The organism is Catenulispora rubra (assembly GCF_015356825.1).
GTDB lineage: Bacteria > Actinomycetota > Actinomycetes > Streptomycetales > Catenulisporaceae > Catenulispora > Catenulispora rubra.
Map to the genome: position 1 here is coordinate 1 of NZ_JAACYW010000060.1, position 21640 is coordinate 21640.

Annotated in this window: 21 protein-coding genes and 1 riboswitch; of the genes, 19 read left to right on the forward strand and 2 right to left on the reverse strand. The window is 69.9% G+C overall.

Annotated elements, in window-relative coordinates:
- Nucleotides 1-89: 89 nt before the first annotated feature.
- The 15 genes from GWK61_RS18820 to GWK61_RS18890 all read left to right on the forward strand — a co-directional run bounded on the left by GWK61_RS18820 (nt 90) and on the right by GWK61_RS18890 (nt 15874).
- Nucleotides 90-338 carry a hypothetical protein gene (locus GWK61_RS18820; protein ID WP_194909767.1) on the forward strand — a complete coding sequence of 83 codons (249 nt, stop codon included), beginning with the start codon at nt 90-92 and terminating at the stop codon, nt 336-338.
- A gap of 17 nt (nt 339-355) precedes the next feature.
- Nucleotides 356-865, forward strand: a complete 510-nt coding sequence (locus GWK61_RS18825; RefSeq protein ID WP_194909768.1) for a GNAT family N-acetyltransferase — start codon at nt 356-358, stop codon at nt 863-865.
- A gap of 48 nt (nt 866-913) precedes the next feature.
- Entirely contained in the window at nt 914-1327 is a 414-nt protein-coding gene (locus tag GWK61_RS18830) for a DUF4229 domain-containing protein (RefSeq protein WP_194909769.1), read from the forward strand.
- A gap of 159 nt (nt 1328-1486) precedes the next feature.
- On the forward strand, nt 1487-2377 hold the full coding sequence (locus GWK61_RS18835) for a menaquinone biosynthetic enzyme MqnA/MqnD family protein (protein ID WP_194909771.1): 891 nt from the start codon (nt 1487-1489) through the stop codon (nt 2375-2377).
- Nucleotides 2378-2524: 147 nt separating this feature from the next.
- On the forward strand, nt 2525-3064 hold the full coding sequence (locus GWK61_RS18840) for a PaaI family thioesterase (protein WP_194909773.1): 540 nt from the start codon (nt 2525-2527) through the stop codon (nt 3062-3064).
- A gap of 139 nt (nt 3065-3203) precedes the next feature.
- A complete protein-coding gene (locus tag GWK61_RS18845; protein ID WP_194909776.1) occupies nt 3204-4166 on the forward strand; it encodes a DUF1152 domain-containing protein in 963 nt (320 codons plus the stop codon).
- Between the two features lie 76 nt (nt 4167-4242).
- On the forward strand, nt 4243-5457 hold the full coding sequence (gene mqnC / locus GWK61_RS18850) for a cyclic dehypoxanthinyl futalosine synthase (RefSeq protein WP_194909778.1): 1215 nt from the start codon (nt 4243-4245) through the stop codon (nt 5455-5457).
- 22 nt (nt 5458-5479) lie between these two features.
- A complete protein-coding gene (locus tag GWK61_RS18855; protein WP_194909780.1) occupies nt 5480-5920 on the forward strand; it encodes a DUF1003 domain-containing protein in 441 nt (146 codons plus the stop codon).
- Nucleotides 5921-5980: 60 nt separating this feature from the next.
- Nucleotides 5981-7525 (forward strand): AMP-binding protein, encoded by a 1545-nt coding sequence (locus tag GWK61_RS18860; RefSeq protein ID WP_194909782.1) that lies wholly within the window; start codon nt 5981-5983, stop codon nt 7523-7525.
- 245 nt (nt 7526-7770) lie between these two features.
- On the forward strand, nt 7771-9444 hold the full coding sequence (locus GWK61_RS18865; protein ID WP_194909786.1) for an alkaline phosphatase family protein: 1674 nt from the start codon (nt 7771-7773) through the stop codon (nt 9442-9444).
- A 157-nt stretch (nt 9445-9601) separates the two neighbouring features.
- Nucleotides 9602-10903 (forward strand): amidohydrolase family protein, encoded by a 1302-nt coding sequence (locus tag GWK61_RS18870; protein ID WP_194909792.1) that lies wholly within the window; start codon nt 9602-9604, stop codon nt 10901-10903.
- Nucleotides 10904-10945: 42 nt separating this feature from the next.
- Nucleotides 10946-11641: a demethylmenaquinone methyltransferase gene (locus GWK61_RS18875; RefSeq protein ID WP_194909793.1), complete on the forward strand. Its 696-nt coding sequence runs from the start codon at nt 10946-10948 to the stop codon at nt 11639-11641.
- A gap of 4 nt (nt 11642-11645) precedes the next feature.
- Nucleotides 11646-13271 carry a N,N-dimethylformamidase beta subunit family domain-containing protein gene (locus GWK61_RS18880; RefSeq protein ID WP_323747634.1) on the forward strand — a complete coding sequence of 542 codons (1626 nt, stop codon included), beginning with the start codon at nt 11646-11648 and terminating at the stop codon, nt 13269-13271.
- Nucleotides 13272-13562: 291 nt separating this feature from the next.
- Nucleotides 13563-14882, forward strand: coding sequence for a geranylgeranyl reductase family protein (locus tag GWK61_RS18885; RefSeq protein WP_438939772.1), 1320 nt, complete (start codon nt 13563-13565; stop codon nt 14880-14882).
- A gap of 42 nt (nt 14883-14924) precedes the next feature.
- A riboswitch (ZMP/ZTP riboswitch) is annotated at nt 14925-15012 on the forward strand.
- 25 nt (nt 15013-15037) lie between these two features.
- Entirely contained in the window at nt 15038-15874 is an 837-nt protein-coding gene (locus tag GWK61_RS18890; protein WP_194909794.1) for a bifunctional 5,10-methylenetetrahydrofolate dehydrogenase/5,10-methenyltetrahydrofolate cyclohydrolase, read from the forward strand.
- A gap of 101 nt (nt 15875-15975) precedes the next feature.
- Here the strand turns inward: GWK61_RS18890 and GWK61_RS18895 are convergent, their stop codons facing one another.
- Nucleotides 15976-17223, reverse strand: a complete 1248-nt coding sequence (locus GWK61_RS18895) for an outer membrane protein assembly factor BamB family protein (protein ID WP_194909795.1) — start codon at nt 17221-17223, stop codon at nt 15976-15978.
- A gap of 69 nt (nt 17224-17292) precedes the next feature.
- The gene (locus GWK61_RS18900) at nt 17293-18009 is read right to left on the reverse strand and encodes an IclR family transcriptional regulator (protein WP_194909796.1); all 717 of its coding nucleotides are present in this window, start codon (nt 18007-18009) and stop codon (nt 17293-17295) included.
- A gap of 129 nt (nt 18010-18138) precedes the next feature.
- Between GWK61_RS18900 and leuC the strand changes: the two genes are divergently transcribed.
- The 4 genes from leuC to GWK61_RS60820 all read left to right on the forward strand — a co-directional run bounded on the left by leuC (nt 18139) and on the right by GWK61_RS60820 (nt 21417).
- Nucleotides 18139-19545, forward strand: a complete 1407-nt coding sequence (leuC, locus tag GWK61_RS18905) for a 3-isopropylmalate dehydratase large subunit (protein WP_194909797.1) — start codon at nt 18139-18141, stop codon at nt 19543-19545.
- A gap of 31 nt (nt 19546-19576) precedes the next feature.
- Nucleotides 19577-20176, forward strand: coding sequence for a 3-isopropylmalate dehydratase small subunit (gene leuD / locus GWK61_RS18910; RefSeq protein ID WP_194909799.1), 600 nt, complete (start codon nt 19577-19579; stop codon nt 20174-20176).
- A gap of 102 nt (nt 20177-20278) precedes the next feature.
- Nucleotides 20279-20575, forward strand: coding sequence for an SCO5555 family protein (locus tag GWK61_RS18915; RefSeq protein WP_194909801.1), 297 nt, complete (start codon nt 20279-20281; stop codon nt 20573-20575).
- Between the two features lie 131 nt (nt 20576-20706).
- Complete coding sequence (locus tag GWK61_RS60820; RefSeq protein WP_194909803.1) at nt 20707-21417, forward strand: HU family DNA-binding protein; 711 nt, start codon at nt 20707-20709, stop codon at nt 21415-21417.
- Nucleotides 21418-21640: the final 223 nt, after the last annotated feature.

A 21640-nucleotide genomic window follows, 5' to 3' on the forward strand; every position in this document is an offset into this window, starting at 1 on the left:
CCCCAGCCCCGCCGCCACCGGTAGGGGGCGCGTCTGCGCTGCGGGACTGATTTGGGGATCGGCGGACCGGTGCCGCATAGTCCTATCTTGTGAACTTCCGCGACCGCCTCAGCCGTCGGCCCCGTCGTCCCCGCGCCTTCAGTCTGGCGACCGAGTTGCGCGTGTTGGCCGTCGGCCTGTTCGCGGTGGCCGGGGGCGCTTTGCTGTTGAGCGAGTCGCAGCCGGTCGCCCCTTCGGAGGTGGCCGGGGCTGCGTTGGTCGTGGTCGCGGTGACGGTGTTGAACATCGCGGTGGGTCTGCGCCGGGCTCGGCGCGCGGCCGACGCCGTCGAGCGCTGAACGGGGCGATGGTTGTCATGGCTCTGACTTTCGAGACGTATACCGAGATCCCCGAGTCGCTGCGTCCTCTGCTCGTCGACATCTGGACCGATGCCACCAACGCCGGCGGGGCGATCGGTTTCGTCGCGCCGGTGGAGCGGGAGGTCGTGGACGCCAAGGCGTTCCGGGCGTTCGCGGTCGGCAAGGATCTGATGCTGGTCGGGTTCGCGGACGGCCGGCCCGCCGCGTTCCTGGTCATCGTGGACCACCAGTTCCCGTTGATGAACCACGCGCGCCTGCTCAAGACCGTGGTCGTGGACCCGAAGCACCAGGGGCGGGGGTACGGGGCGGAACTGCTGCGGGCGGCCGAGCGGGTGGCGCGTACCCTCGACGGTGTCGAAATGCTCCACCTCACCTGCCGCGGCGGGCTCGGGCTGGAACACTTCTACAGCAAGTGCGGATACACCGAGGTCGGCCGCATCCCGCGCATGTTGCGGGTCGCCGCGGACGACTACCGGGACGAGATCCACATGGCCCTGAGCCTGTAGACCTCGCACCCGGGGCTGGTCTCTCATACCGATGGAAGGAGTCGGCGGATGCCTGCCGACAACAAGACGGCTGACAAGGCCGAGGTGAAGGACGCGGCCGGCGTCGCCGTGGCGGCGATCGGCTCCGACTCCGGGACCGACTCCGGGTCCGACTCCGAGACGCTGGCCGCCGGTGCGGCGGCGGCGCAGGGCAAGCACGCCACGATGCGCTACGCGACCCTGCGCATCGCGATCTTCATCGTCTCGCTCGCCGTGTTGTGGGGCCTGGTCGCGGCGACCGGTCACATCGTGACCGGCAACGGGGTGCTGTACCTGATGATGGGCGCGCTGCTGGTCTCCGGCATCGCGTCCTTCTTCCTGCTCTCCCGGCAGCGCGACGCGATGTCCGTGCAGGTCACCCGCCGGACCGAGCGCATGGCGCACAAGTTCGAGGAGAACGCGGCCATGGAGGACGAGGACTGAGACGGGGTCCGAGCCGGGACCGAGACGAGGACCGAGCCGGAACCGAGACGAGCACCGGCCCGCCCCACGCGGCGCGCCGGGGGGCGCGTGTCCGGCTCGCCGCTTTCGCCCGACTGCCCCGCCTCTGGACACCTGATCACCCGGTCGTACCCTAACCCCGTGGACGAACTCTCCGGAGCGCGGCTCGAAGCGCATCTCTCCCAGTGCCGGCGGCGACCCCGCGTCGGGCACATCCAGTTCCTCAACTGCCTGCCCATCTACTGGGGTCTGGTCAACTCCGGCGCGATCCTGGACATGGAGCTGATCAAACACAGCCCCGACGTGCTCTCCAACATGCTGGTGGCCGGCGACCTGGACATCGGCCCGATCAGCCTGGTGGAGTACCTCCGCAACGCCGAGGACCTGGTGGTCCTCCCCGACGTCGCGGTCGGCAGCGACGGCCCGGTGACCAGCTGCAACCTGGTCAGCAAGATCCCCTATGAGCAGCTGCACGGCGCCCGCGTCGCGCTCGGCTCGACCAGCCGCACCACGGTCCAGCTGGCCAAGCTCATCCTGCGCGAGAAGTACGGCGTCACGCCCGACTACTTCCCCTGCGCCCCCGACCTGGAGCAGATGCTCCGCGAGGGGGACGCCGGCGTGATCATCGGCGACCCGGCCCTGCGCGCCTGGCTCTACGACTCCGACCGCCTCGGCACCAACCTCCTCGACCTCGGCCAGGCCTGGAAAGACTGGACCGGGCTGCCGATGGTGTTCGCCGTCTGGGCGGTCCGCAAGGAGTACCTGGAGCGCTGCCCGGACATCGTCCACGAGGTCCATCGCGGCTTCCTGCGCAGCCGCGACATCTCCCTGGAGCACGTCGACAAGGTGGCCCGCCAGGTCGAGCGCTGGGAGCAGTTCCCGGCCGCGGAGCTGGAGGACTACTTCACGACGCTGGACTTCTCCCTGGGGGAGCGCCAGCTGGAGGGGGTCCGCGAGTTCGCCCGCCAGGTCGGCGACCAGATCGGCGTGCTGCAAGTGCCGGAGGTCATGCTGCTGCCACAGCAGATCTGAGCCGGGTCCGTCCGGGGGCGCCGGAGGGGAGCCGGCGCCACGGGGGTCGTCCGCACACCGCCTGGAACCGCGGCGTGGGCTAGACTGGTTGTTACTTATCGGTAGCTAACTCAGTGAGTCGCGCCCGGATCTGGGAGGACCGCAGCCATGACCGAGACCGTTGAGGGCGTCGACGACGCCGCCGCGGCCGACGCCGACCGCACCCGCACCTACAGCTGGAGCGATCCGCTGGCCTCCTTCGCCGAAGGCGCGGGCCTGTCCGGCATCGAATACCTGCGGGCCATGGCCGAGGGCCGGATCCCGTGGCCGCCGATCGCTGCGACGACCGGCATCTACCTCGGCGACGTCGAGGAGGGCCGGGTGGTGTTCACCGTGACGCCCCAGGAGTTCCACTACAACCCGATCGGGTCGGTGCACGGCGGCGTCTTCGCCACGATGCTGGACTCCTCCTGCGGTTGCGCGGTGCAGTCACTGCTGCCGGCCGGCGACTACTACACCTCGCTCGACCTGTCGGTGAAGTTCGTGCGCGGCATGACCAAGGACACCGGCCAAGTCCAATGCATCGGTACGGTCACGCACATGGGCCGCCGCACGGCGCTCGCCGAGGCGCGCATCGTCGACGGGAACGGCAAGCTCTACGCGACCGCCACCTCGACCTGCATGATCTTCCGCGCCGGCGACAAGTAGCCGCGCGGACAGCGACCGGACGCAGCAGCAGCAGCGCGGCGGCGGCGGCGCACGCTAGCCGCGCACAACAGCAGCGCACAACAGAGCGCACCGCGTAACCACGCGCACAGCAGCCGCCCTCCCATTATCGTCCTCAGCCATGACCACCAGCCTGCGCGAGCTGCCGCTGTTCGCCGCCCTCGCCGACTCCCGCCGCGTCCTGATCGCCGGCGCCGGCGGCGGGTTCGACGTCCTCGGCGGGATCCCCCTGGCCCTGGCGCTACGGGAGCGTGGCGCCGAGGTTTTCCTCGGCAACCTGACCTTCGTCTCCTCCGGCTTCAGCCTCGACGCCTGGCTCGCCCCCGACGTCGCGGCCATCACGCCGACCAGCGGCGGCTTCACCGATTACTTCCCGGAGCGCACGCTCGCGCGCTGGCTGGACACCGTCGGCGAACCGTCGACCGTCTACTCCTTCCAGCGCACCGGCGTCGAGCCCCTGCGCGAGGCGTACCGGGCCCTGATCGCGCACCACGAGATCGACGCGATCGTGCTGGTGGACGGCGGCACCGACATCCTCATGCGCGGCGACGAGACGGGCCTGGGCACGCCGGAGGAGGACATGCTGAGCCTGGCGGCCGTGGCGGGTCTGGCCGAGATCCCGGTCCGGCTGGTGGTCAGCATCGGCTTCGGCATTGACGCCTACCACGGCGTGAACCACGTGCAGGTTCTGGAGAACCTCGCGGACCTCGACACCGACGGCGCGTACCTGGGCGCCTTCTCCATCCCGCGCGCCAGCCGCGAGGGCTCGCTCTACCTCGACGCCGTGGCGTACGCGCAGGAGAACACCCCTCTGCGGCCCTCGATCGTGCACGGCCAGATCGCCTCGGCGATGCTCGGCGTGTGTGGCGACATCCACTTCACACAACGCACACACAACAGTGTGCTTTTCGTGAACCCCCTCATGGCGATGTACTTCACAGTCACCGTCGAAGGGCTCGCGGCCCGACACCTCTACTTGCCGGAGTTGGAAGGTACTCAGACCTTCCGACAGATCTCGTCGATCATCGGACGGTTTCGTGACAGTCTGGCCGAGCGCCGGATACCCAGACAGTTTCCGCACTGACAGCCGAAGTACTTCCGCACTGACAGCCGAAGTACCCTGGAGGGGCACTGAAGATCCCGGACGAAGGGCACGCCCGATGAGCAAGCAGATCTCCGCGGAGCTCCAAGACGCCCTCGACCGGGCGGCCGACGGCGGCCGCATCGAGTACGAGGAAGCGCTGGAGCTGTACCGCCACGCGCCTCTGCACTCCTTGGGCACCGCCGCGGACGCGGCACGCCGCAAGCGCTACTCCGGCGTGTACGGCGAGCACGGTGAGATCGCGACGTACATCATCGAGCGGAACATCAACTACACCAACGCCTGCGTCACCGCGTGCAAGTTCTGCGCCTTCTACGCGGCGCCGAAGTCCGACAAGGTCTGGAGCCGTCCGCTGGAGGACATCCTCCGGCGCTGCGCGGAGACCGTGGCCCTCGGCGGCACGCAGATCATGTTCCAGGGCGGCCACCATCCGGACTACGGCGTCGAGTACTACGAAGAGAACTTCCGCGCCATCAAGGCCGAGTACCCGCAGCTGGTCATCCACTCCCTGGGTGCCTCCGAAGTGCAGCACATGGCGAAGGTCTCCGGCGTCACCATCGAAGAGGCCATCACCCGCCTGAAGGACTCCGGTCTGGACTCCTTCGCCGGCGCCGGCGCCGAACTGCTGCCGGCCCGCCCCCGCACCGCCATCGCTCCGCTTAAGGAGTCCGGAGAACGCTGGCTGGAGATCATGGAGACGGCCCACGGCCTCGGCCTGGAGAGCACCTCCACGATGCTCATGGGCACCGGAGAGACCAACGCAGAGCGCATCGAGCACCTGCGCATGATCCGGGACGTCCAGGACCGCACCGGCGGCTTCCGCGCCTTCATCCCGTACACGTACCAGCCGGAGAACAACCACCTGAAGGGCCGCACGCAGGCCACGATGTTCGAGTACCTGCGCCTGATCGCGGTCGCCCGCCTGTACCTCCACAACGTCGCGCACATCCAGGGCTCCTGGCTGACGGTCGGCAAGGAGGCCGGCCAGCTGTCCCTACACTACGGCGCCGACGACCTCGGCTCGGTGATGCTGGAGGAGAACGTGGTCTCCTCCGCCGGCGCGAAGCACCGCTCCAACCGCATGGAGCTGATCCACCTGATCCGCGCCGCCGGCCGCGTCCCGGCCCAGCGCAGCACCACCTACGACCTCATCACCGTGCACGACGACCCGGCGCACGACCCGGTCGACGACCACGTGATGAGCCACATCGCCTCCACGGCGATCGAGGGCGGTACCGCGCATCCGGAGCTGAAGCTCGTCGACGTGCGGTAGGGCGTCCCCGATAATTCAGCGCATGACCAGTGCGACTGAAACGCCGCAGCACGTCCCGGCTGACAAGCACCACTCGACGCTCCGGCACCCGGCTGTCATAGCGGTCCAGCGCAAGCGTGCCCAGAGCGTCCAGCTCCGGATCGCCGACCAGATCACCCGCTTCGCCGGGTCGATGCAGTTCGTCTACATCCACGCGGTGCTCTTCGCCGTCTGGATGCTGGGGCTGGAGAAGAGCCCGTGGCCCACGCTGACGCTCGTCGTGTCGCTCGAGGCGATCTTCCTGTCCACCTTCGTGATGATCGGCCAGAACCGCCAGGCCGAGATCTCGCAGGCCAAGGCGGACCACGACTACCGGGAGCAGGAACTGGAGCTCGACCACAACACGAAGGTCACCGAGCTCATCCACCAGCTGACCATAGAGATCCACGCGGCGGTGGCCGCCGAGAAGCAGCAGCAGAACTGAGAACCGCGACACGCCGAACAGCCTCTATGCAGAGCTACTGGGAAGTAAGACAGTGAGGGAATGCAGATTCCCCTCACTGTCTCCGACTTCCTGGACCGCGCAGAAGTCGTCTACGGCGACCGAGCATCTGTCGTCGACGAACCCGATCAGCCTGCGCCGTCCTGGGGCACACTTACGTATAAGGACATCGCTAAGCGTGCACGTGCGCAGGCGGCCGCTCTCGACCGCCTAGGCGTCGGCGCAGGGGCCCGGGTGGCAGTGGTCTCACACAACTCCGCGCGCTTGCTCACCTCCTTCTTCGGCGTCAGCGGTTACGGCCGGGTCTTGGTGCCGGTGAACTTCCGGCTGCGCGCCGACGAGGTGGCGTACATCGTCGAGCACAGTGGTGCCGACGTACTGCTCGTCGATCCGGAGCTGGAGGACGCGCTCACAGACGTGAAGGCGCGCCACCGCTTCGTCATCGGCGCGGAGACCGACGCCGAGTTCTTCGAGGGCGACCACGAGCCGGTGCGGCACGCGGTCGGGGAGAACGACACCGCGACGATCAACTACACCTCGGGCACCACCGCGCGCCCCAAGGGCGTGCAGCTGACGCACCGCAACCTGTGGCTGAACGCCGTCCTGATGGGTCTGCACCTCGGCGTCAGCGACCGGGACGTCTACCTGCACACGCTCCCGATGTTCCACGCGAACGGCTGGGGCATGCCGTACGTCGTCACCGGCCTCGGTGCGAAGCAGGTCGTCCTGCGCAAGGTGGACGGCGCCGAGGTTCTGCGGCGCATCGACCAGCACGGCGTCACCCTCCTGAACGGCGCCCCGACCGTCATCGCGATGGTGCTGGCCGCCGCGAAGGACTGGGACGGCGAGATCCCCGGCCGCGACCGCGTGCGCATCGTGGTGGCCGGCGCGCCGCCGCCGAGCACCGTCATCCAGCAGGTCGAGGACGTGCTGGGCTGGCAGTTCAACCAGATCTACGGCCTGACCGAGACCGCCCCGCTGGTCACCGTGAACCGCACCCGCGAGGAGTGGGATGCGCTGTCGAGCCTGGAGCGCGCGCAGAACCTGATGCGCGCCGGCGTGCCGTCCCTGGGCACCCGGATGGTCACCGACCCCGAGGGCGAGGTCCTGGTGCGCTCCAACGTGGTCCTGGAGGGCTACTGGCAGCAGCCCGAGGAGTCCGAGCGCGCGCTGGCCGAGGACTGGTTCCACACCGGCGACGGCGGCACCATCGGGACCGACGGCCACCTGACCATCTCCGACCGCAAGAAGGACGTCATCATCACCGGCGGCGAGAACGTCTCCTCGATCGAGGTCGAGGACGCGCTCTACAAGCACCCGGCGATCGCCGAGTGCGCGGTGATCGGCGTGCCGGACGAGAAGTGGGGCGAGACCATCAAGGCGCTCGTCGTCCTGAAGGAGGACCACTCCTCGCGCGCCACCACCGAGGCCGAGGTGATCAAGCACTGCAAAGGCCTGATCGCCGGCTACAAGGCGCCGACGAGTGTGGAGTTCCGGGAGACGCTGCCGCGCACCGCGACCGGCAAGCTCCAGAAGTTCAAACTGCGCGAGCCGTACTGGGAGGGCCGGGAGCGCAAGGTGAACTGATAAGCACCCTGTTCGCCACCGGATCCTGCTGACGTCCGGGGCCTTCGACCCCGCTTGGCAACCCCGTGACGTCAGCCCCCTGCCATCCACAACGCCCCTCTTTGTCGTACGATCCATGATCCAGAAGCGCGCAGTTGGGGCTTTGTTCAACCGACGGTGCGCCCGCCGTCCACTTTCGCCTCGGAGGATACCGGGCGGCGACCGGCCATCCCGGGCTGCTCGCACATCACAAGGGGGTCCCAACCTTGTCCCGCACCGTCACCCGGCTCGCCGTAGCCGGCGGCCTCACCGCCCTGCTCGGCGGCGTCCTGGCCGTCGCCCCGTCGCAGGCGGCCTCGCCCACCAAGTCGCACGCCCCGGCCAAGCACGTGCTCCTGATCTCCGTGGACGGCCTGCACCAGTCCGACCTGGCCTGGTACGTGAAGCAGCACCCGGAGTCGGCGCTGGCCAAGCTGGTCAAGGGCGGCGTGGACTACTCCGCGGCCTCGACCCCGGTCCCGTCGGACTCCTTCCCCGGCATGACCGCGCAGGTCACCGGCGGCAACCCGGGTACCACCGGGGTCTACTACGACGACACCTTCAACCACGGCCTGCTGCCGGCCGGCACCACCAAGTGCGACGGCAGTGTCCCGCTGGGCGCCGAGGTGTCCTACACCGAGGCCGCCGACTGGAACCTGAACTCGCTGGACGCCGGCCAGGGCCTGACCGGCCTGCCGAACTCGATCCTGAACCTCACCGGTGACGCCAAGAAGCTGATGAACCCGGCGAACCTGCCCGTGGACCCGAAGACCTGCAAGCCGGTCTACCCGAACAGCTACCTGCAGGTGAACACGGTCTTCAACGTGGTTCACGACGCCGGCCTGCGCACCGCGTGGTCCGACAAGCACGCCGCGTACGACCTGCTGTCCGGCCCCGAGGGCAACGGCATCCAGGACCTGTTCGCGCCCGAGATCAACAGCCAGGACCCGGCGCTGCCCGCCGGCAAGGACTGGACCACCGACAACGCCGCGACCCGGCAGTACGACGACTACAAGGTCCAGGCCGTCCTCAACGAGATCGACGGCTACGACCACAGCGGCAAGACCAAGGTCGGCACTCCGGCTGTCTTCGGCCTGAACTTCCAGTCCGTCTCCACCGCGCAGAAGCTCCCGACCTCCGAGGGCCAGCCCGGCGGCTACCTCGCCGACGGCCAGACCCCGGGCCCGCTGCTGTCCGGCGCGCTGGACTTCGTCAACGGCGAGGTCGGCAAGTTCACCGCCGAGCTGAAGAAGAAGGGCCTGGCGAAGGGCACCACGATCATCCTGTCCGCCAAGCACGCCCAGTCCCCGAAGAACCCGGCCGCGCTCACCCGCATCCCGGACGGCCCGCTGCTCGACGGCCTGAACGCGGCCTGGAAGAAGGCCCACCCGGGCGCCGGCGACCTGGTCGCGCTGTCCACCGACGACGACGGCATGCTGCTGTGGCTCAACGACCGCAGCCAGGCCGCCGCCGACTTCGCCAAGAAGTACCTGCTGGCCCAGAGCGGCACTGGCAACGACATCAAGGGCAACCCGAAGGCGTACACGCACAGCGGTCTGACCACCGTCTACGCCGGCGCCGAGGCCCGCAAGTACTTCCACGTGCAGCCGGGCGACAACCGGGTGCCGGACATCTTCGCCATCGCGCAGCACGGCGTGGTGTTCACCGGCGGCAAGGGCAAGATCGCCGAGCACGGCGGCGCGGCCGCGGACGACACCAACGTGCCGATCGTGGTGTCGGGCGCCGGTGTCAGCGAGCGCGGCGTGAACGACCAGAAGGTCGAGACCACGCAGATCGCGCCGACCATCCTGCGCCTGCTCGGCCTGGACTCGCAGCGCCTGCAGGCGGTGCGGATCGAGCACACCAAGGTGCTGCCGGAGCTCGGCCGCGAGTGCGACTGAGCTGATCGCGAGCTCAACCGAGGTGAGCTGAGGTGAGCTGAGGTGAGTTGAGACAAGGCCGCCGGGCCGGTGCGTTCCGCGCACCGGCCCGGCGGTTTTCCGTGGACCGTAAGCCCTCGCGCGGCCCCGGCCGCACGCCGTGCCTTAACCTCGAACGGTGCTGACCCTCCACGCCGCCCCGCTCGTCCTCCCGATGACCTCCGCCCCGATCGCCGACGGCGCGATCGTCGTGGACAACGACCGCGTCATCGCCGTCGGAACCCGCGCCGACCTCGTCGCCGCGCATCCCGAGGCGCGCGTGCGCGACTGGCCGGGCATCCTGACGCCGGGACTGGTCAACAGCCACGCCCACACGCAGTACTACGACTTCGCGGACCTGGCGACCTCCGGCCTGCCGTTCCCGGAGTGGCTGCACCAGATGGTCGAGCGCCGGGCGACCTTCACCGACGCGATGTGGCAGGAGTCCACGCGGCGCGGGCTGCACGCCTACCTGAAGACCGGGACCACGGCGGTCGCGGACATCGTGACCGAGCCGGTGGTGCTCTCGGCGATCGCGCGCAGCGGGATCCGGGGCGTGGCCTACATCGAGGCGGTCTTCGCCGACGACGCCTCGTGGGCGGCCGGCAAGCGGGCCGAGCTCGTCGGGGCGGTCGACGGCGCCGGCGGCCCGACCCGCGGCGTCTCGCCGCACACGCCGTTCACCATCAGCACCGGTGTGTACGAGGACTGCGTCACGATCGCGCACGAGCGCGGCAAGCGCCTGCACCCGCACATCGCCGAGACCACGCAGGAATCGGAGTACGTGCTGACCGGCACCGGCCCCTTCGCCGACAACGCTAAGCAGTTCGGGCTCGACTTCTCCGACATCCTCGACCGCGGTACCGGGATGACGCCGGTGGAGTGGGCCGACGCGCGCGGCGCGCTCGGCGACGACTGCCACATCGCGCACGGCATCCACGTCAGCGAGTCCGACCGCGCGCTGCTGCGCGAGCGCGGGACGGCGGTGGCGCTGTGCGTGCGCTCGAACCGGATCCTGGAGGCCGGCGAGCCGCCGGTGGCCGCGTATCTGGAAGAGGGATCGCCGATCGGCGTGGGCACCGACTCGGCCGCTTCCTCGCCGTCGCTCGACTTGCTCGACGAGGCGCGGGCTTTGCGCGCGGTGGCCCGTGCTCAGGGGTACGCCGCCGACGATCTGGACCGGCGCATCGTGGAGGCGGCGACGCTCGGCGGCGCGGTCGCGCTCGGGCTGACCGAGGGGCCCGATCGGGTCGGACGGCTGGAGCCCGGGGTGCGCGCCGACTTCGCCGTGTTCTCCGTTGAACAAAGCGGCGTTGAAGAAAGCGGCGTTGAAGAAAGCGGCGTTGAGAAAGGCCACGGCGATCCCTACCGGCGCCTGATCGACCACGGGACGTGCGTGGCGACCGTGCTCGGCGGCACCATCGTGCACCGCACCGTCTGAGGCGGTACGGGAGCCGCGCACCCCGGGTGAGAGAATCGCCCCGTGAGCCGAGCATCCCTGGACAAACAGCCGCACGAGGTCGCCGCCATGTTCGACGGCGTAGCCGAGCGCTACGACCTGACGAACGACGTGCTCGCGCTCGGCCAGACGCGCCTGTGGCGCCGGGCGGTGCGGCAGGCGGTGGACGCCAGGCCCGGGCAGCGCGTCCTGGACCTGGCGGCCGGCACCGGCACCAGCACGCAGCCGTTCCACGACGCCGGCGCGGACACCGTCTCCTGCGACTTCTCGCTCGGCATGCTGCAGGTCGGCAAGCGCCGGCTGCCGCACCTGACGTTCGCCGCCGGGGACGCGACGCGGCTGCCGTTCCGGGACGGCGTCTTCGACGCGGTGACGATCTCCTTCGGGCTGCGCAACGTCCAGGACACCGAGGGCGGACTGCGCGAGATGCTGCGCGTCACCAAGCCCGGCGGGCGGCTGGTGGTCTGCGAGTTCTCGCACCCGACGCTCGCGCCGTTGCGCACCGTGTACATCGAGTACCTGATGAAGGCGCTGCCCGCGGTGGCGACGAAGGTGAGTTCGAACCCGGACGCGTACGTCTATCTCGCCGAGTCCATCCGCGCCTGGCCGGACCAGCGGGAACTCGCGAGTGTGATCGGTGCTGCGGGTTGGCACCGGGTCGCGCACCGTAACCTGACTGGCGGAATCGTCGCATTGCATCGCGCGTATAAGGAAGACTGAGCCTGTGAAGGCTCGAATAGGCCGGGCGGCAGCTCTCGTCGCCGCGGTGCTCATGGTGGCATCGGCGGCGGCGTGTTCGGGGGGCGGCTCGAAGCAGTCGGGTCCTAACAACGGCGGGGCGCCGGGTACTGCTCAGGGCGGTGCGTCCGGGACGAATCCCGGAGGGCCTACTGGGGCTCCCGCTGGGGCTCTGAACGCCGCGGCCGAGAACGCCCAGCCCGGCGCGCCGAACTGGAACAAGGGCATAGATTCCGGCGAGGACCACGGCATCGAGGGGTACGCCGACCAGATCGCGGTGACCTCCGGACAGAGCTTCAAGCTCTACGTCAACACCACCGCGCCGCAGTTCACGGCCACCGCGTACCGGATCGGCTACTACGGCGGGACGCAGGCCCGGCAGGTGTGGAAGTCCGACGCGACGCAGGGGAAGGCGCAGCCGAAGTTCACCGTCGAGGCCCAGGTGAACACGGTCAGCACGACCTGGCAGCCGTCCCTGACGGTGGCCACCGACAACTGGCCCGAGGGCTCCTACCTGATCCGGCTGGACGCGGTCGGCGGCAAGGTGAAGGGCCCACGGTTCGTGCCGATCACCGTCAAGTCGACGTCCACGGCCGGCAAGGTGGTGCTGCTCAACGGCGTCACCACGTGGCAGGCCTACAACTCCTACGGCGGCTTCGACCTCTACAGCGGCGGCCCGAAGAACGACTACGGGCACCGCGCGCGCATCGTGTCCTTCGACCGGCCGTACGACACCACCGGCGCGGACCGGTTCCAGACCTACGAGCAGTCCTCGATCGTCTTCGCCGAGAAGCTGGCCGCCTCCCACAACCTGCAGCTCGCCTATGCCACGGACCTCGACCTGCACGAGAACCCCGGCATGTTCCAGGGCGCGCGGGCGATCATCTCGCTGGGCCACGACGAGTACTACTCGACGCAGATGCGCCAGACCCTGACGCAGGCGCGCGGCGCCGGGACGAACCTCGCCTTCCTCGGCGCCAACGCGATCTTCCGCCACATACGCTTCCAGGACTCGCCGCTGGGCAAGGACCGCATCCAGGTGGACTACAAGGACGCGGCCGAGGACCCGATGCACGTGACCAACCCGGAGGAGTCGACCCAGGACTGGCGCAACCCGCCGGACCCGCGGCCGGAGAACGTCCTGACCGGCGTCTACTACGAGTGCAACCCGGCGAACGCGAACATGGTCGTGTACGACCCGACGTCCTGGCTCCTGGCCGGCACGGACGCGCACGCGGGGGAGTCGTTCAAGGGGCTGGTCGGCGTGGAGTACGACCGGGTGGTCGCGGACTCCACGACCCCGCACCCGATCGAGGCGCTGACCCACTCGCCTATCACCTGCCAGGGCAAGGCCTCCTACGCGGACTCGGCGTACTACACGGTGCCCTCGGGCGCGGGCGTCTTCGCGAGCGGCACGATGCGCTGGAACTGCGCCCTGGTCAGCGGCGGCTGCACGGACAAGATGGACGCCGCCGCGCACACCTTCGCGCAGCAGGTGACGGCCAACATGTTGCTGGCCTTCGCCGCCGGCCCGGCCGGCCAGGCGCACCCGGCGGTGGACAACATGGCGAAGCTCAAGCCGGCGCCGAGCCGGGGCGGGGTGGCGCCTTAGCGGGTGTCGCGCTTGTGCGGGGGGTGGCACGGCGGCTCGGCGGCCGGCTCACGCAGTCCTGCTCGCTGCTTCGTGTCTGTCGGCGTCGCGACCGGCTCGGCGGCTCAAGCCTCACGAGGCCTTGCTCGCCGCTCCGTGCCTGCCGCGGTCGCGACCGGCACGGCGGCTTGAGCGTCACGCGGTTTTGCTCGCCGCTTCGCGCCTGCCGGGTCGCGACCGCCGCGACTCGTGTGTGCGCCGTGTGCCGCACTGCCCGGCCCTCGCGCAGGTCCCGACCGGCCTGCGCTTAGAATCGGGCGGGTGACCGCGCAAACCTCTTCCACCGCTCCGAGCGAGGCCGTGCCCTCGGAGAACGTCGCCGACGTCATCGTGGTCGGGGCCGGGCCCTCGGGCTCGGCGACGGCCCATCATCTGGCCACCGCCGGCCTGGACGTCCTGCTGCTGGAGAAGTCCCAGTTCCCGCGGGAGAAGGTGTGCGGCGACGGCCTGACGCCGCGTGCGGTGAAGTCGCTCGTGCGGATGGGCGTCGACACGTCCGAGGAAGCCGGCTGGCTGCACAACAGGGGCCTGCGGATCCTCGGCGGCGGCATGCGGCTGGAGCTGCCGTGGCCGGAGCTGGCCGCCTACCCGAACTACGGGCTGGTGCGGCCGCGCGCCGACTTCGACCAGATCCTGGCGCGGCAGGCGCAGAAGACCGGGGCCCGGCTGCACGAGAACACGAACGTCACCGGTCCTATCGTGGACCAGCGCAGCAACCGGGTGATCGGCGTGACCGCGCGCATCACCGACGCCGACGGCGGCAAGCGCGACACCGCCTTCCACGCCCCGCTGATCGTCGCCGCCGACGGCAACTCCACCCGGCTCTCGATCGCGCTGGGCCTGCACAAGCGCGACGACCGGCCGATGGGTGTGGCCTACCGCACCTACTACAAGTCGCCGCGCACCAACGACGACTACCTCGAGTCCTGGCTGGAGCTCTGGGACGGCACGCGCCTGCTCCCCGGCTACGGCTGGGTCTTCGGCATGGGCGACGGCACCTCCAACGTGGGCCTGGGCATCCTGAACACCACCAAGTCCTTCCGCAACGTCAAGTACCCGGACCTGCTGCGCGCCTGGCTGAAGAACACCCCCGAGGAGTGGGGCTTCAACGAGGAGAACCGCACCGAGCCGATCCGCGGCGCCGCGCTCCCGATGGGCTTCAACCGCCAGCCGCACTACACCCGCGGCGTGCTGCTGGTCGGCGACGCCGGCGGCATGGTGAACCCGTTCAACGGCGAGGGCATCGCCTACGCGATGGAGTCCGGCGAGCTGGCCGCGGACGTGATCGCGCAGGCCCTGGCGCGCCCCTCCGGCCCGGAGCGGGAGCTCGCGCTCTCGGCGTACCCGCGGGTGCTGAAGGAGACCTACGGCGGCTACTACACGCTGGGCCGGCTGTTCGTGAGCCTGATCGGCAACCCGAAGGTGATGCGCCTGGCCACCCAGCGCGGGCTGTCGCACCCGATGCTGATGCGCTTCACGCTGAAGATGCTCGCCAACCTCACCGACCCCAAGGGCGGCGACGCGATGGACCGCGTCATCAACGCGATGGCGAAGATCGCGCCGGACGCGTAGCCGCCGCCTAGCCGCCGTGTTGGCGGCGCTTGTGCCATAGTGCTGTCAGGCCGTGACTGGCGCTGAGGTGGGTCACCACCGGGGAGCGGCCTGACACTCGCTGTCTTTGCCGTGCGCCTGGGCGACTTCCTTCAAGCCGCTCAGGAGGCGTGCTCATGCTCATGGACGGAACCGCCGCGGCCCGGCGCATCGTCGACCAGGCCGCGGCCGACGCGGCCACCCTGACCGCCAACGGCGTGACGCCGTGTTTGGCGACGGTGCTGGTCGGTTCGGACCCGGCGTTGGTGACCTACGTCCGGATGAAGCAGAACCGCAGTGCGAAGGCCGGGATCGGCTCCTGGCACGTGGAACTGCCGGACACCATCACCACCGGCACCCTGGTCGCCGCGCTCACCGAACTGTCGCAGGACCCGGACGTGCACGGCATCCTGCTCCAGCACCCGGTCCCGGCGCACATCGACGAGCGCGCCGCCTTCGAGGCCATCGACCCGGCCAAGGACGTGGACGGCGTGACGATGCACTCCTTCGCCGCGATGGCCTTCGGCGAGCCCGGCTTCGTCTCGGCCACCCCCGGCGGGATCCTGCGCCTGCTCGACGAGTACGAGGTCGACCTGGCCGGGAAGCACGCGGTGGTGGTCGGCCGCAGCCCGATCCTGGGCAGGCCGGTGGGGATGATGCTGCTGGCCCGGGACGCGACGGTGACCTACTGCCACTCGCGCACCGTCGACCTGGCCTCGTACACGCGGCAGGCGGACATCCTGGTCGCGGCGGTCGGCCGGCCGAGGTTCATCACCGGCGCCGACATCAAGCCCGGCGCGGTCGTCATCGACGCCGGCTACAACCCGGGCAACGTCGGCGACGTCGACTTCGACAGCGCGGCCGAGAAGGCGAGCCTGATCACGCCGGTGCCCGGCGGCGTCGGGCCGATGACGATCGCGGTGCTGCTGGAGCAGACCGTGGAGGCGGCGCGGCGGCAGCTCACGCGGCGCTGACTGTTGGGGCGTGACGGGGCGCTGAGTGACGGGACACTGATTCACGGGAGCGCTGACTTACGGGAGCGCCGACTTACGCGGCGGCGACCTCGGGTCGAACGCTATGGCGTCGTACTGATGACCGCGACGCCTGCCGTCGTCCCGAGGAACAGCTTGTCCCCGACGACGGCCGGCGTGGCGAAATGCGGCAGCGCGCCGGCCGACACCTGCCGCGTCGTCTGCCCCGTCGCCGGATCGAGCGCGTAGAGCACCCCGGCGTCGTAGTCGGTGACCCAGACCCGGCCGCCGGCCACGACCGGCTGCCCGTTGCTGTGCGCCGCATGCCACAGCTGCGTCGCCTGGCTCCCGATCCGGAAGGCGCGCGTGCCGTCCGCGCACGGCAGGTACACCACGTCGCCCTGCACCGCGGCCGCGCCGAAGGCGGCGCAAGCGGTGAACGCCGTCCCCGCGCTGATGCCGCCGAGCCGCGTCGGATCCAGCAGGTATCCCTGCCCTGATTTACCGGCGATGATCACATGTCCGGCGGCCAGCGTCGGGTTCATCGAGCCCAGATCGAGGTCTGACGCGTTGTCGGCGGCCCACGACGCCGGTGCGAAGAAGTCCACCCGTTTGGCGTTCTCGTCCAGCGCGACGACCGAGTCGGTGCCGTCGAAGGGTTGGCTTGCCTTATCCGCGTTGCCGTTGCCGATCGAGAAGTACAGGCGATCCGTGCCCACTGCCGCTGGGCCGGGAGCCCACATGCCGCCGCGGCCGTCGGACGAGGCCTCGAACCAATTGACGGATCCCGAGGCGGTGTCTACGGATGCGACCGCTCCGGTGTAGGTACCGCAGTCCCCGTACAGACCCCCGAAGGCTGCGAACACATGTCCGTGCCACAGTGTCAGCGCCGAACGCTGTTGCAGGAAGGCCTGGTCGCCGACCGGTGGATCGACTGTCGCGTGCGAGACGACGTGGCCGTCCGCAGCGCTGAGTCCGTACAACACGTGGTGTGCGTTCGCGTCCTCGGCGACCGCGTACACGAGATGAGACGCGGGATCGTATACCGGAGCCCCGGTGATCCCCAGGGGAACGATGTTCCCGCACCCGTGCGGCCTAAAGGGTTCGGCCAGATGCTTGCTCCAGATCACCGAACCATTGGTCGGTGAGAGCGCGTAGACCGTGTTGTTCTCTGTGGCGGCGAAGACTTCGTTCCCGCCATCGGCGGGTTCTCCATATACCGGTCCATCGAGTCTCACCGCGGTCACCGCTGTGGACGAGGGCGCCGGCTTGGCGGTGCTGTGCGCCGAACAGCCTGCCGCCGCGGCCACCGCGAGTGCCACCAGCACTCCCGCGGCCCGGGCGACGGACACGCCGTTGTGTCGTCGACTCCGAAAGGACCTCACCGGTCCAGTGTGCCCCTGATGCCTGCGCGGCGGGCGTTACGAGCCGCGCTTCACAGCCTCGCTCAGCCGTGCCGCCGCCTCCACCACCGACTGCGCGTGCAGCCGGCCGGGCTGGCGCGTCAGGCGCTCGATCGGGCCGGAGACCGACACCGCGGCGATGACCCGGTTGTTGGGCCCGCGCACCGGCGCCGACACCGAGGCCACGCCCTGCTCGCGCTCGGCGACCGACTGGGCCCAGCCGCGGCGGCGCACGCCGGCCAGCGTGGTCGCGGTGAACCGCGCGCCCTGCAGGCCGCGGTGCAGCCGGTCCGGCTCCTCCCACGCCAGCAGGATCTGCGCCGCCGAACCGGCCGTCATCGGCAGCGCCGAGCCGATCGGCACGGTGTCGCGCAGCCCTGACATGCGCTCGGCGGCGGCCACGCACACGCGCAGGTCGCCCTGGCGCCGGTAGAGCTGCGCCGATTCGCCGGTGTGGTCGCGCAGCGCGGCCAGCACCGGCCCCGCCGCGGCCAGCAGCCGGTCCTCGCCGGCCGCCGAGGCCAGTTCCTGCAGCCGGGGCCCGAGGATGAAGCGGCCCTGCATGTCCCGGGATACGAGACGGTGGTGCTCAAGGGCCACCGCCAGCCGGTGTGCTGTCGGGCGCGCCAATCCCGTGGCCGTCACCAGGCCCGCCAAGGTGGTCGGGCCTGCTTCCAGGGCGCTCAATACGACGGCGGCCTTGTCCAGGACGCCGACTCCGCTAGAGTTGTCCATAGACCGAATTCTGCCGTCTCAGATCCCGAGACGCAAGGCGTGCGCGGGGAATGATCGAAGCCGCTGTGGCGGCCGCCGGCGCGCGATCGGCGACAACAGAAGTATCCAAGTGGGAAGACAGGAGCGACGATGCCCCACACCCTGGCCGAAAAGGTGTGGGCGGACCACGTGGTCCGCTCGGCCGACGGCGAGCCCGACCTGCTCTACATCGACCTCCACCTGCTGCACGAGGTGACCTCGCCGCAGGCGTTCGACGGACTCCGCCAGGCCGGCCGGTCCGTGCGCCGCCCCGATCTCACCATCGCCACCGAGGACCACAACACCCCCACGCTGGAGATCGACAAGCCGATCGCCGACCCGGTGTCGCGGCTGCAGATCGAGACGCTGCGCAAGAACTGCGCCGACTTCGGCGTGCGGATCCACTCCCTGGGCGACGCCCAGCAGGGCATCGTGCACGTGGTCGGCCCGCAGCTGGGCCTGACCCAGCCCGGGATGACCGTGGTGTGCGGCGACTCGCACACCTCCACCCACGGCGCCTTCGGCGCGCTGGCGTTCGGCATCGGCACCAGCGAGGTCGAGCACGTGCTGGCCACCCAGACGCTGCCGCTGAAGCCGTTCAAGACGATGGCCGTCACGGTCACCGGCACGCTGGCCGAGGGCGTCACCGCCAAGGACGTGGTGCTCGCGGTCATCGCGCAGATCGGCACCGGCGGCGGGCAGGGCTACGTCCTGGAGTACCGCGGCGAGGCCATCCAGAAGCTGTCGATGGAGGGCCGGATGACGGTCTGCAACATGTCCATCGAGGCCGGCGCCCGCGCCGGGATGATCGCGCCGGACGAGACCACGTTCGCGTACCTGAAGGGGCGCGCGCACGCGCCGTCCGGTGCCGACTGGGACGCGGCGGTCGCGTACTGGAAGACGCTGCGCACCGACGAGGGCGCGACCTTCGACGCCGAGGTCGTCATCGACGGCGACGCGCTGACCCCGTACGTCACCTGGGGCACCAACCCCGGCCAGGGCCTGCCGCTGTCGGCGTCGGTCCCGGACCCGGAGACGGACTTCGGCGTGGAGACCGACAAGGTCGCGGCGCGCAAGGCTTTGGAGTACATGGGCCTGGAGGCCGGCACGCCGCTGCGGGAGATCAGGGTGGACACCGTCTTCCTCGGCTCGTGCACCAACGGCCGGCTGGAGGACCTGCGCGCGGCGGCCGCCGTCATCAAGGGCCGCAAGGTGGCCGAGGGCGTCCGGATGCTCGTGGTGCCGGGCTCGGCGCGGGTGCGGCTGGAGGCCGAGGCCGAGGGGCTGCACGAGGTGTTCACCGCGGCCGGCGCCGAGTGGCGGTTCGCCGGCTGCTCGATGTGCCTGGGCATGAACCCCGACCAGCTGGCCCCCGGCGAGCGCTCGGCGTCCACGTCCAACCGCAACTTCGAGGGGCGGCAGGGCAAGGGCGGGCGCACGCACCTGGTGTCGCCGCTGGTGGCCGCCGCGACGGCGGTCAGGGGGACCTTGTCGTCCCCGTCGGATCTGGCCGTCTGAGCCGGCAGAGATTTTAGGAGCGAGGACAGTCATGGAGAAGTTCACGACGCACACCGGGCGCGCGCTGCCGCTGCGCCGCTCCAACGTCGACACCGACCAGATCATCCCGGCGGTGTACCTCAAGCGCATCACGCGCACCGGTTTCGAGGACGGGTTGTTCGCCGCCTGGCGCGCGGACCCGGAGTTCATCCTGAACCAGGAGCAGTACCAGGACGTGACCGTGCTGGTCGCCGGTCCCGACTTCGGCACCGGCTCCTCGCGCGAGCACGCGGTGTGGGCGCTGAAGGACTACGGGTTCAAGGTGGTGCTCTCGGCGCGGTTCGCCGACATCTTCCGGGGCAACTCGGCCAAGGACGGGCTGCTGACCGCGGTGCTGAAGCAGGAGGACATCGAGCTCCTGTGGAAGCTGGTGGAGGAGAACCCGGAGCTGGAGGTGACGGTCGACCTGCAGGCTCGCGAGGTGCGGGTCGAGGGGCACGTGTTCAGCTTCGAGGTGGACGAGTACACGCGGTGGCGGCTGCTGGAGGGGCTGGACGACATCAGCCTGACGCTGCGGCACGGCGAGGTGATCGACGAGTTCGAGGAGACGCGTCCGGGGTTCAAGCCGAAGACGCTGCCGGCGGCGGTGTGAGGGTCGGCGTCGGCGTAAGGCTTGGCGGCGTCGGCTGATGTCGGCTGACGTCCCGGCTTGATCAGTTTCTTCTTGGGCGGGGCCCAGGGGCACTATGGGTGAATGTCACCCGACGCGCCTCTGCGGCCCCGCCCTTCGCGTTATGCGGCCTTCGCGGCGCGTCTGAAGGACGTCCACAAGGCGCTCGGCGATCCGCGCATCCCCGCGCAGCGGCGTGCCGAACTCACCAAGCGGGTGCTCGCCATCACCGCTTTGTCGCGGCATGACGTGACGGTCGCGGCACACCGTTTGGAAGAGTTTTTCTGCGAACTCGCGATCCTGGCTCCCGGGGTGGTTTCCACCCCCGTTTCCGGCCCCGCAGACACCCCTTCTGGGAAAAACACTGCGACACAAGGGTGATTTAACCCCTAGGTATTTGATTCGCCCTCTGGCGCCACCATACGGTGCGATTGGTTCTGATACGGAGCAAGCATGCGACGTACGGCCGAAATCAGAGCAAGACGTACCAACAGCCCCAAGGGTAGGTAGACATGAACAAGGCCCAGCTGATCGAGGCCGTCGCCGACAAGCTCGCTGCGTCCAAGAAGGACGCCGGGGACGCGGTCGACGCGGTCCTGGACGCGATCATCGCCTCGGTGGCCTCGGGGACCAAGGTCTCCATCACCGGATTCGGCTCCTTCGAGAAGGTCAAGCGCCCGGCGCGCACCGCCCGCAACCCGCGCACCGGCGAGCAGGTGAAGGTCAAGGCCTCCTCCGCGCCGAAGTTCAAGGCGGGTCAGGGCTTCAAGGACATGGTCAACGGCGACAAGAAGGCTCCCGCCGCCGCCAAGGCCGCCGCCAAGAAGACCACCGTCAAGGCCGCCGCCAAGAAGGCGGCCCCGGCCAAGAAGACCGCGGCCAAGGCGACCGCCGCCAAGGCCGCCCCGGCGAAGAAGGTCGTCGCGAAGAAGACCGCCGTCAAGGCCACCGCCAAGAAGGCGGCCCCGGCCAAGAAGGCGCCCGCGAAGAAGGCGGCGCCGGCCAAGAAGGCCGCCGCCAAGAAGGCGACCGTCGTGAAGGCGGCGGCCAAGAAGGCCGCCACCGCCAAGAAGGCCCCGGCCAAGAAGGCCACCCCGGCCAAGAAGGCCGCCGCCCGACCGGTCGCGAAGAAGGTCGCCAAGGCCCCGGCCAAGAAGGCGGCCCCGGCCAAGCGCACCACCACCAAGAAGGCCCCGGCGAAGAAGACCGCCGCGAAGCGCTAGTTCCGCGCGCAGATGGTATGACGGCCGGGACCCCCGTCCCAGCAGTCTGATACGAGGCGGTGCCCCTGGTGGGGCGCCGCCTCGTCGCTTTGGCGCGGGGGCGCGCTCGGGGTCCGGGCGGCGGCGAGTCAGAGTGCTCAGATGATGATGTCCCGCGGCCTGGGGGCTGATGGGGTCGGCGGCGGCGGGCTGTGTGCGCTGTCGGGATCGAGGCTGTCCCAGC

Coding starts and splice junctions, on each gene's coding strand:
- GWK61_RS18825 (WP_194909768.1), top strand. CDS start 356: ATGGCTCTGACTTTCGAGACGTATACCGAGATCCCCGAGTCGCTGCGT.
- GWK61_RS18830 (WP_194909769.1), top strand. CDS start 914: ATGCCTGCCGACAACAAGACGGCTGACAAGGCCGAGGTGAAGGACGCG.
- GWK61_RS18840 (WP_194909773.1), top strand. CDS start 2,525: ATGACCGAGACCGTTGAGGGCGTCGACGACGCCGCCGCGGCCGACGCC.
- GWK61_RS18845 (WP_194909776.1), top strand. CDS start 3,204: ATGACCACCAGCCTGCGCGAGCTGCCGCTGTTCGCCGCCCTCGCCGAC.
- mqnC (WP_194909778.1), top strand. CDS start 4,243: ATGAGCAAGCAGATCTCCGCGGAGCTCCAAGACGCCCTCGACCGGGCG.
- GWK61_RS18855 (WP_194909780.1), top strand. CDS start 5,480: ATGACCAGTGCGACTGAAACGCCGCAGCACGTCCCGGCTGACAAGCAC.
- GWK61_RS18860 (WP_194909782.1), top strand. CDS start 5,981: ATGCAGATTCCCCTCACTGTCTCCGACTTCCTGGACCGCGCAGAAGTC.
- GWK61_RS18890 (WP_194909794.1), top strand. CDS start 15,038: ATGCTCATGGACGGAACCGCCGCGGCCCGGCGCATCGTCGACCAGGCC.
- GWK61_RS18900 (WP_194909796.1), bottom strand. CDS start 18,009: ATGGACAACTCTAGCGGAGTCGGCGTCCTGGACAAGGCCGCCGTCGTA.
- leuC (WP_194909797.1), top strand. CDS start 18,139: ATGCCCCACACCCTGGCCGAAAAGGTGTGGGCGGACCACGTGGTCCGC.
- leuD (WP_194909799.1), top strand. CDS start 19,577: ATGGAGAAGTTCACGACGCACACCGGGCGCGCGCTGCCGCTGCGCCGC.
- GWK61_RS18915 (WP_194909801.1), top strand. CDS start 20,279: ATGTCACCCGACGCGCCTCTGCGGCCCCGCCCTTCGCGTTATGCGGCC.
- GWK61_RS60820 (WP_194909803.1), top strand. CDS start 20,707: ATGAACAAGGCCCAGCTGATCGAGGCCGTCGCCGACAAGCTCGCTGCG.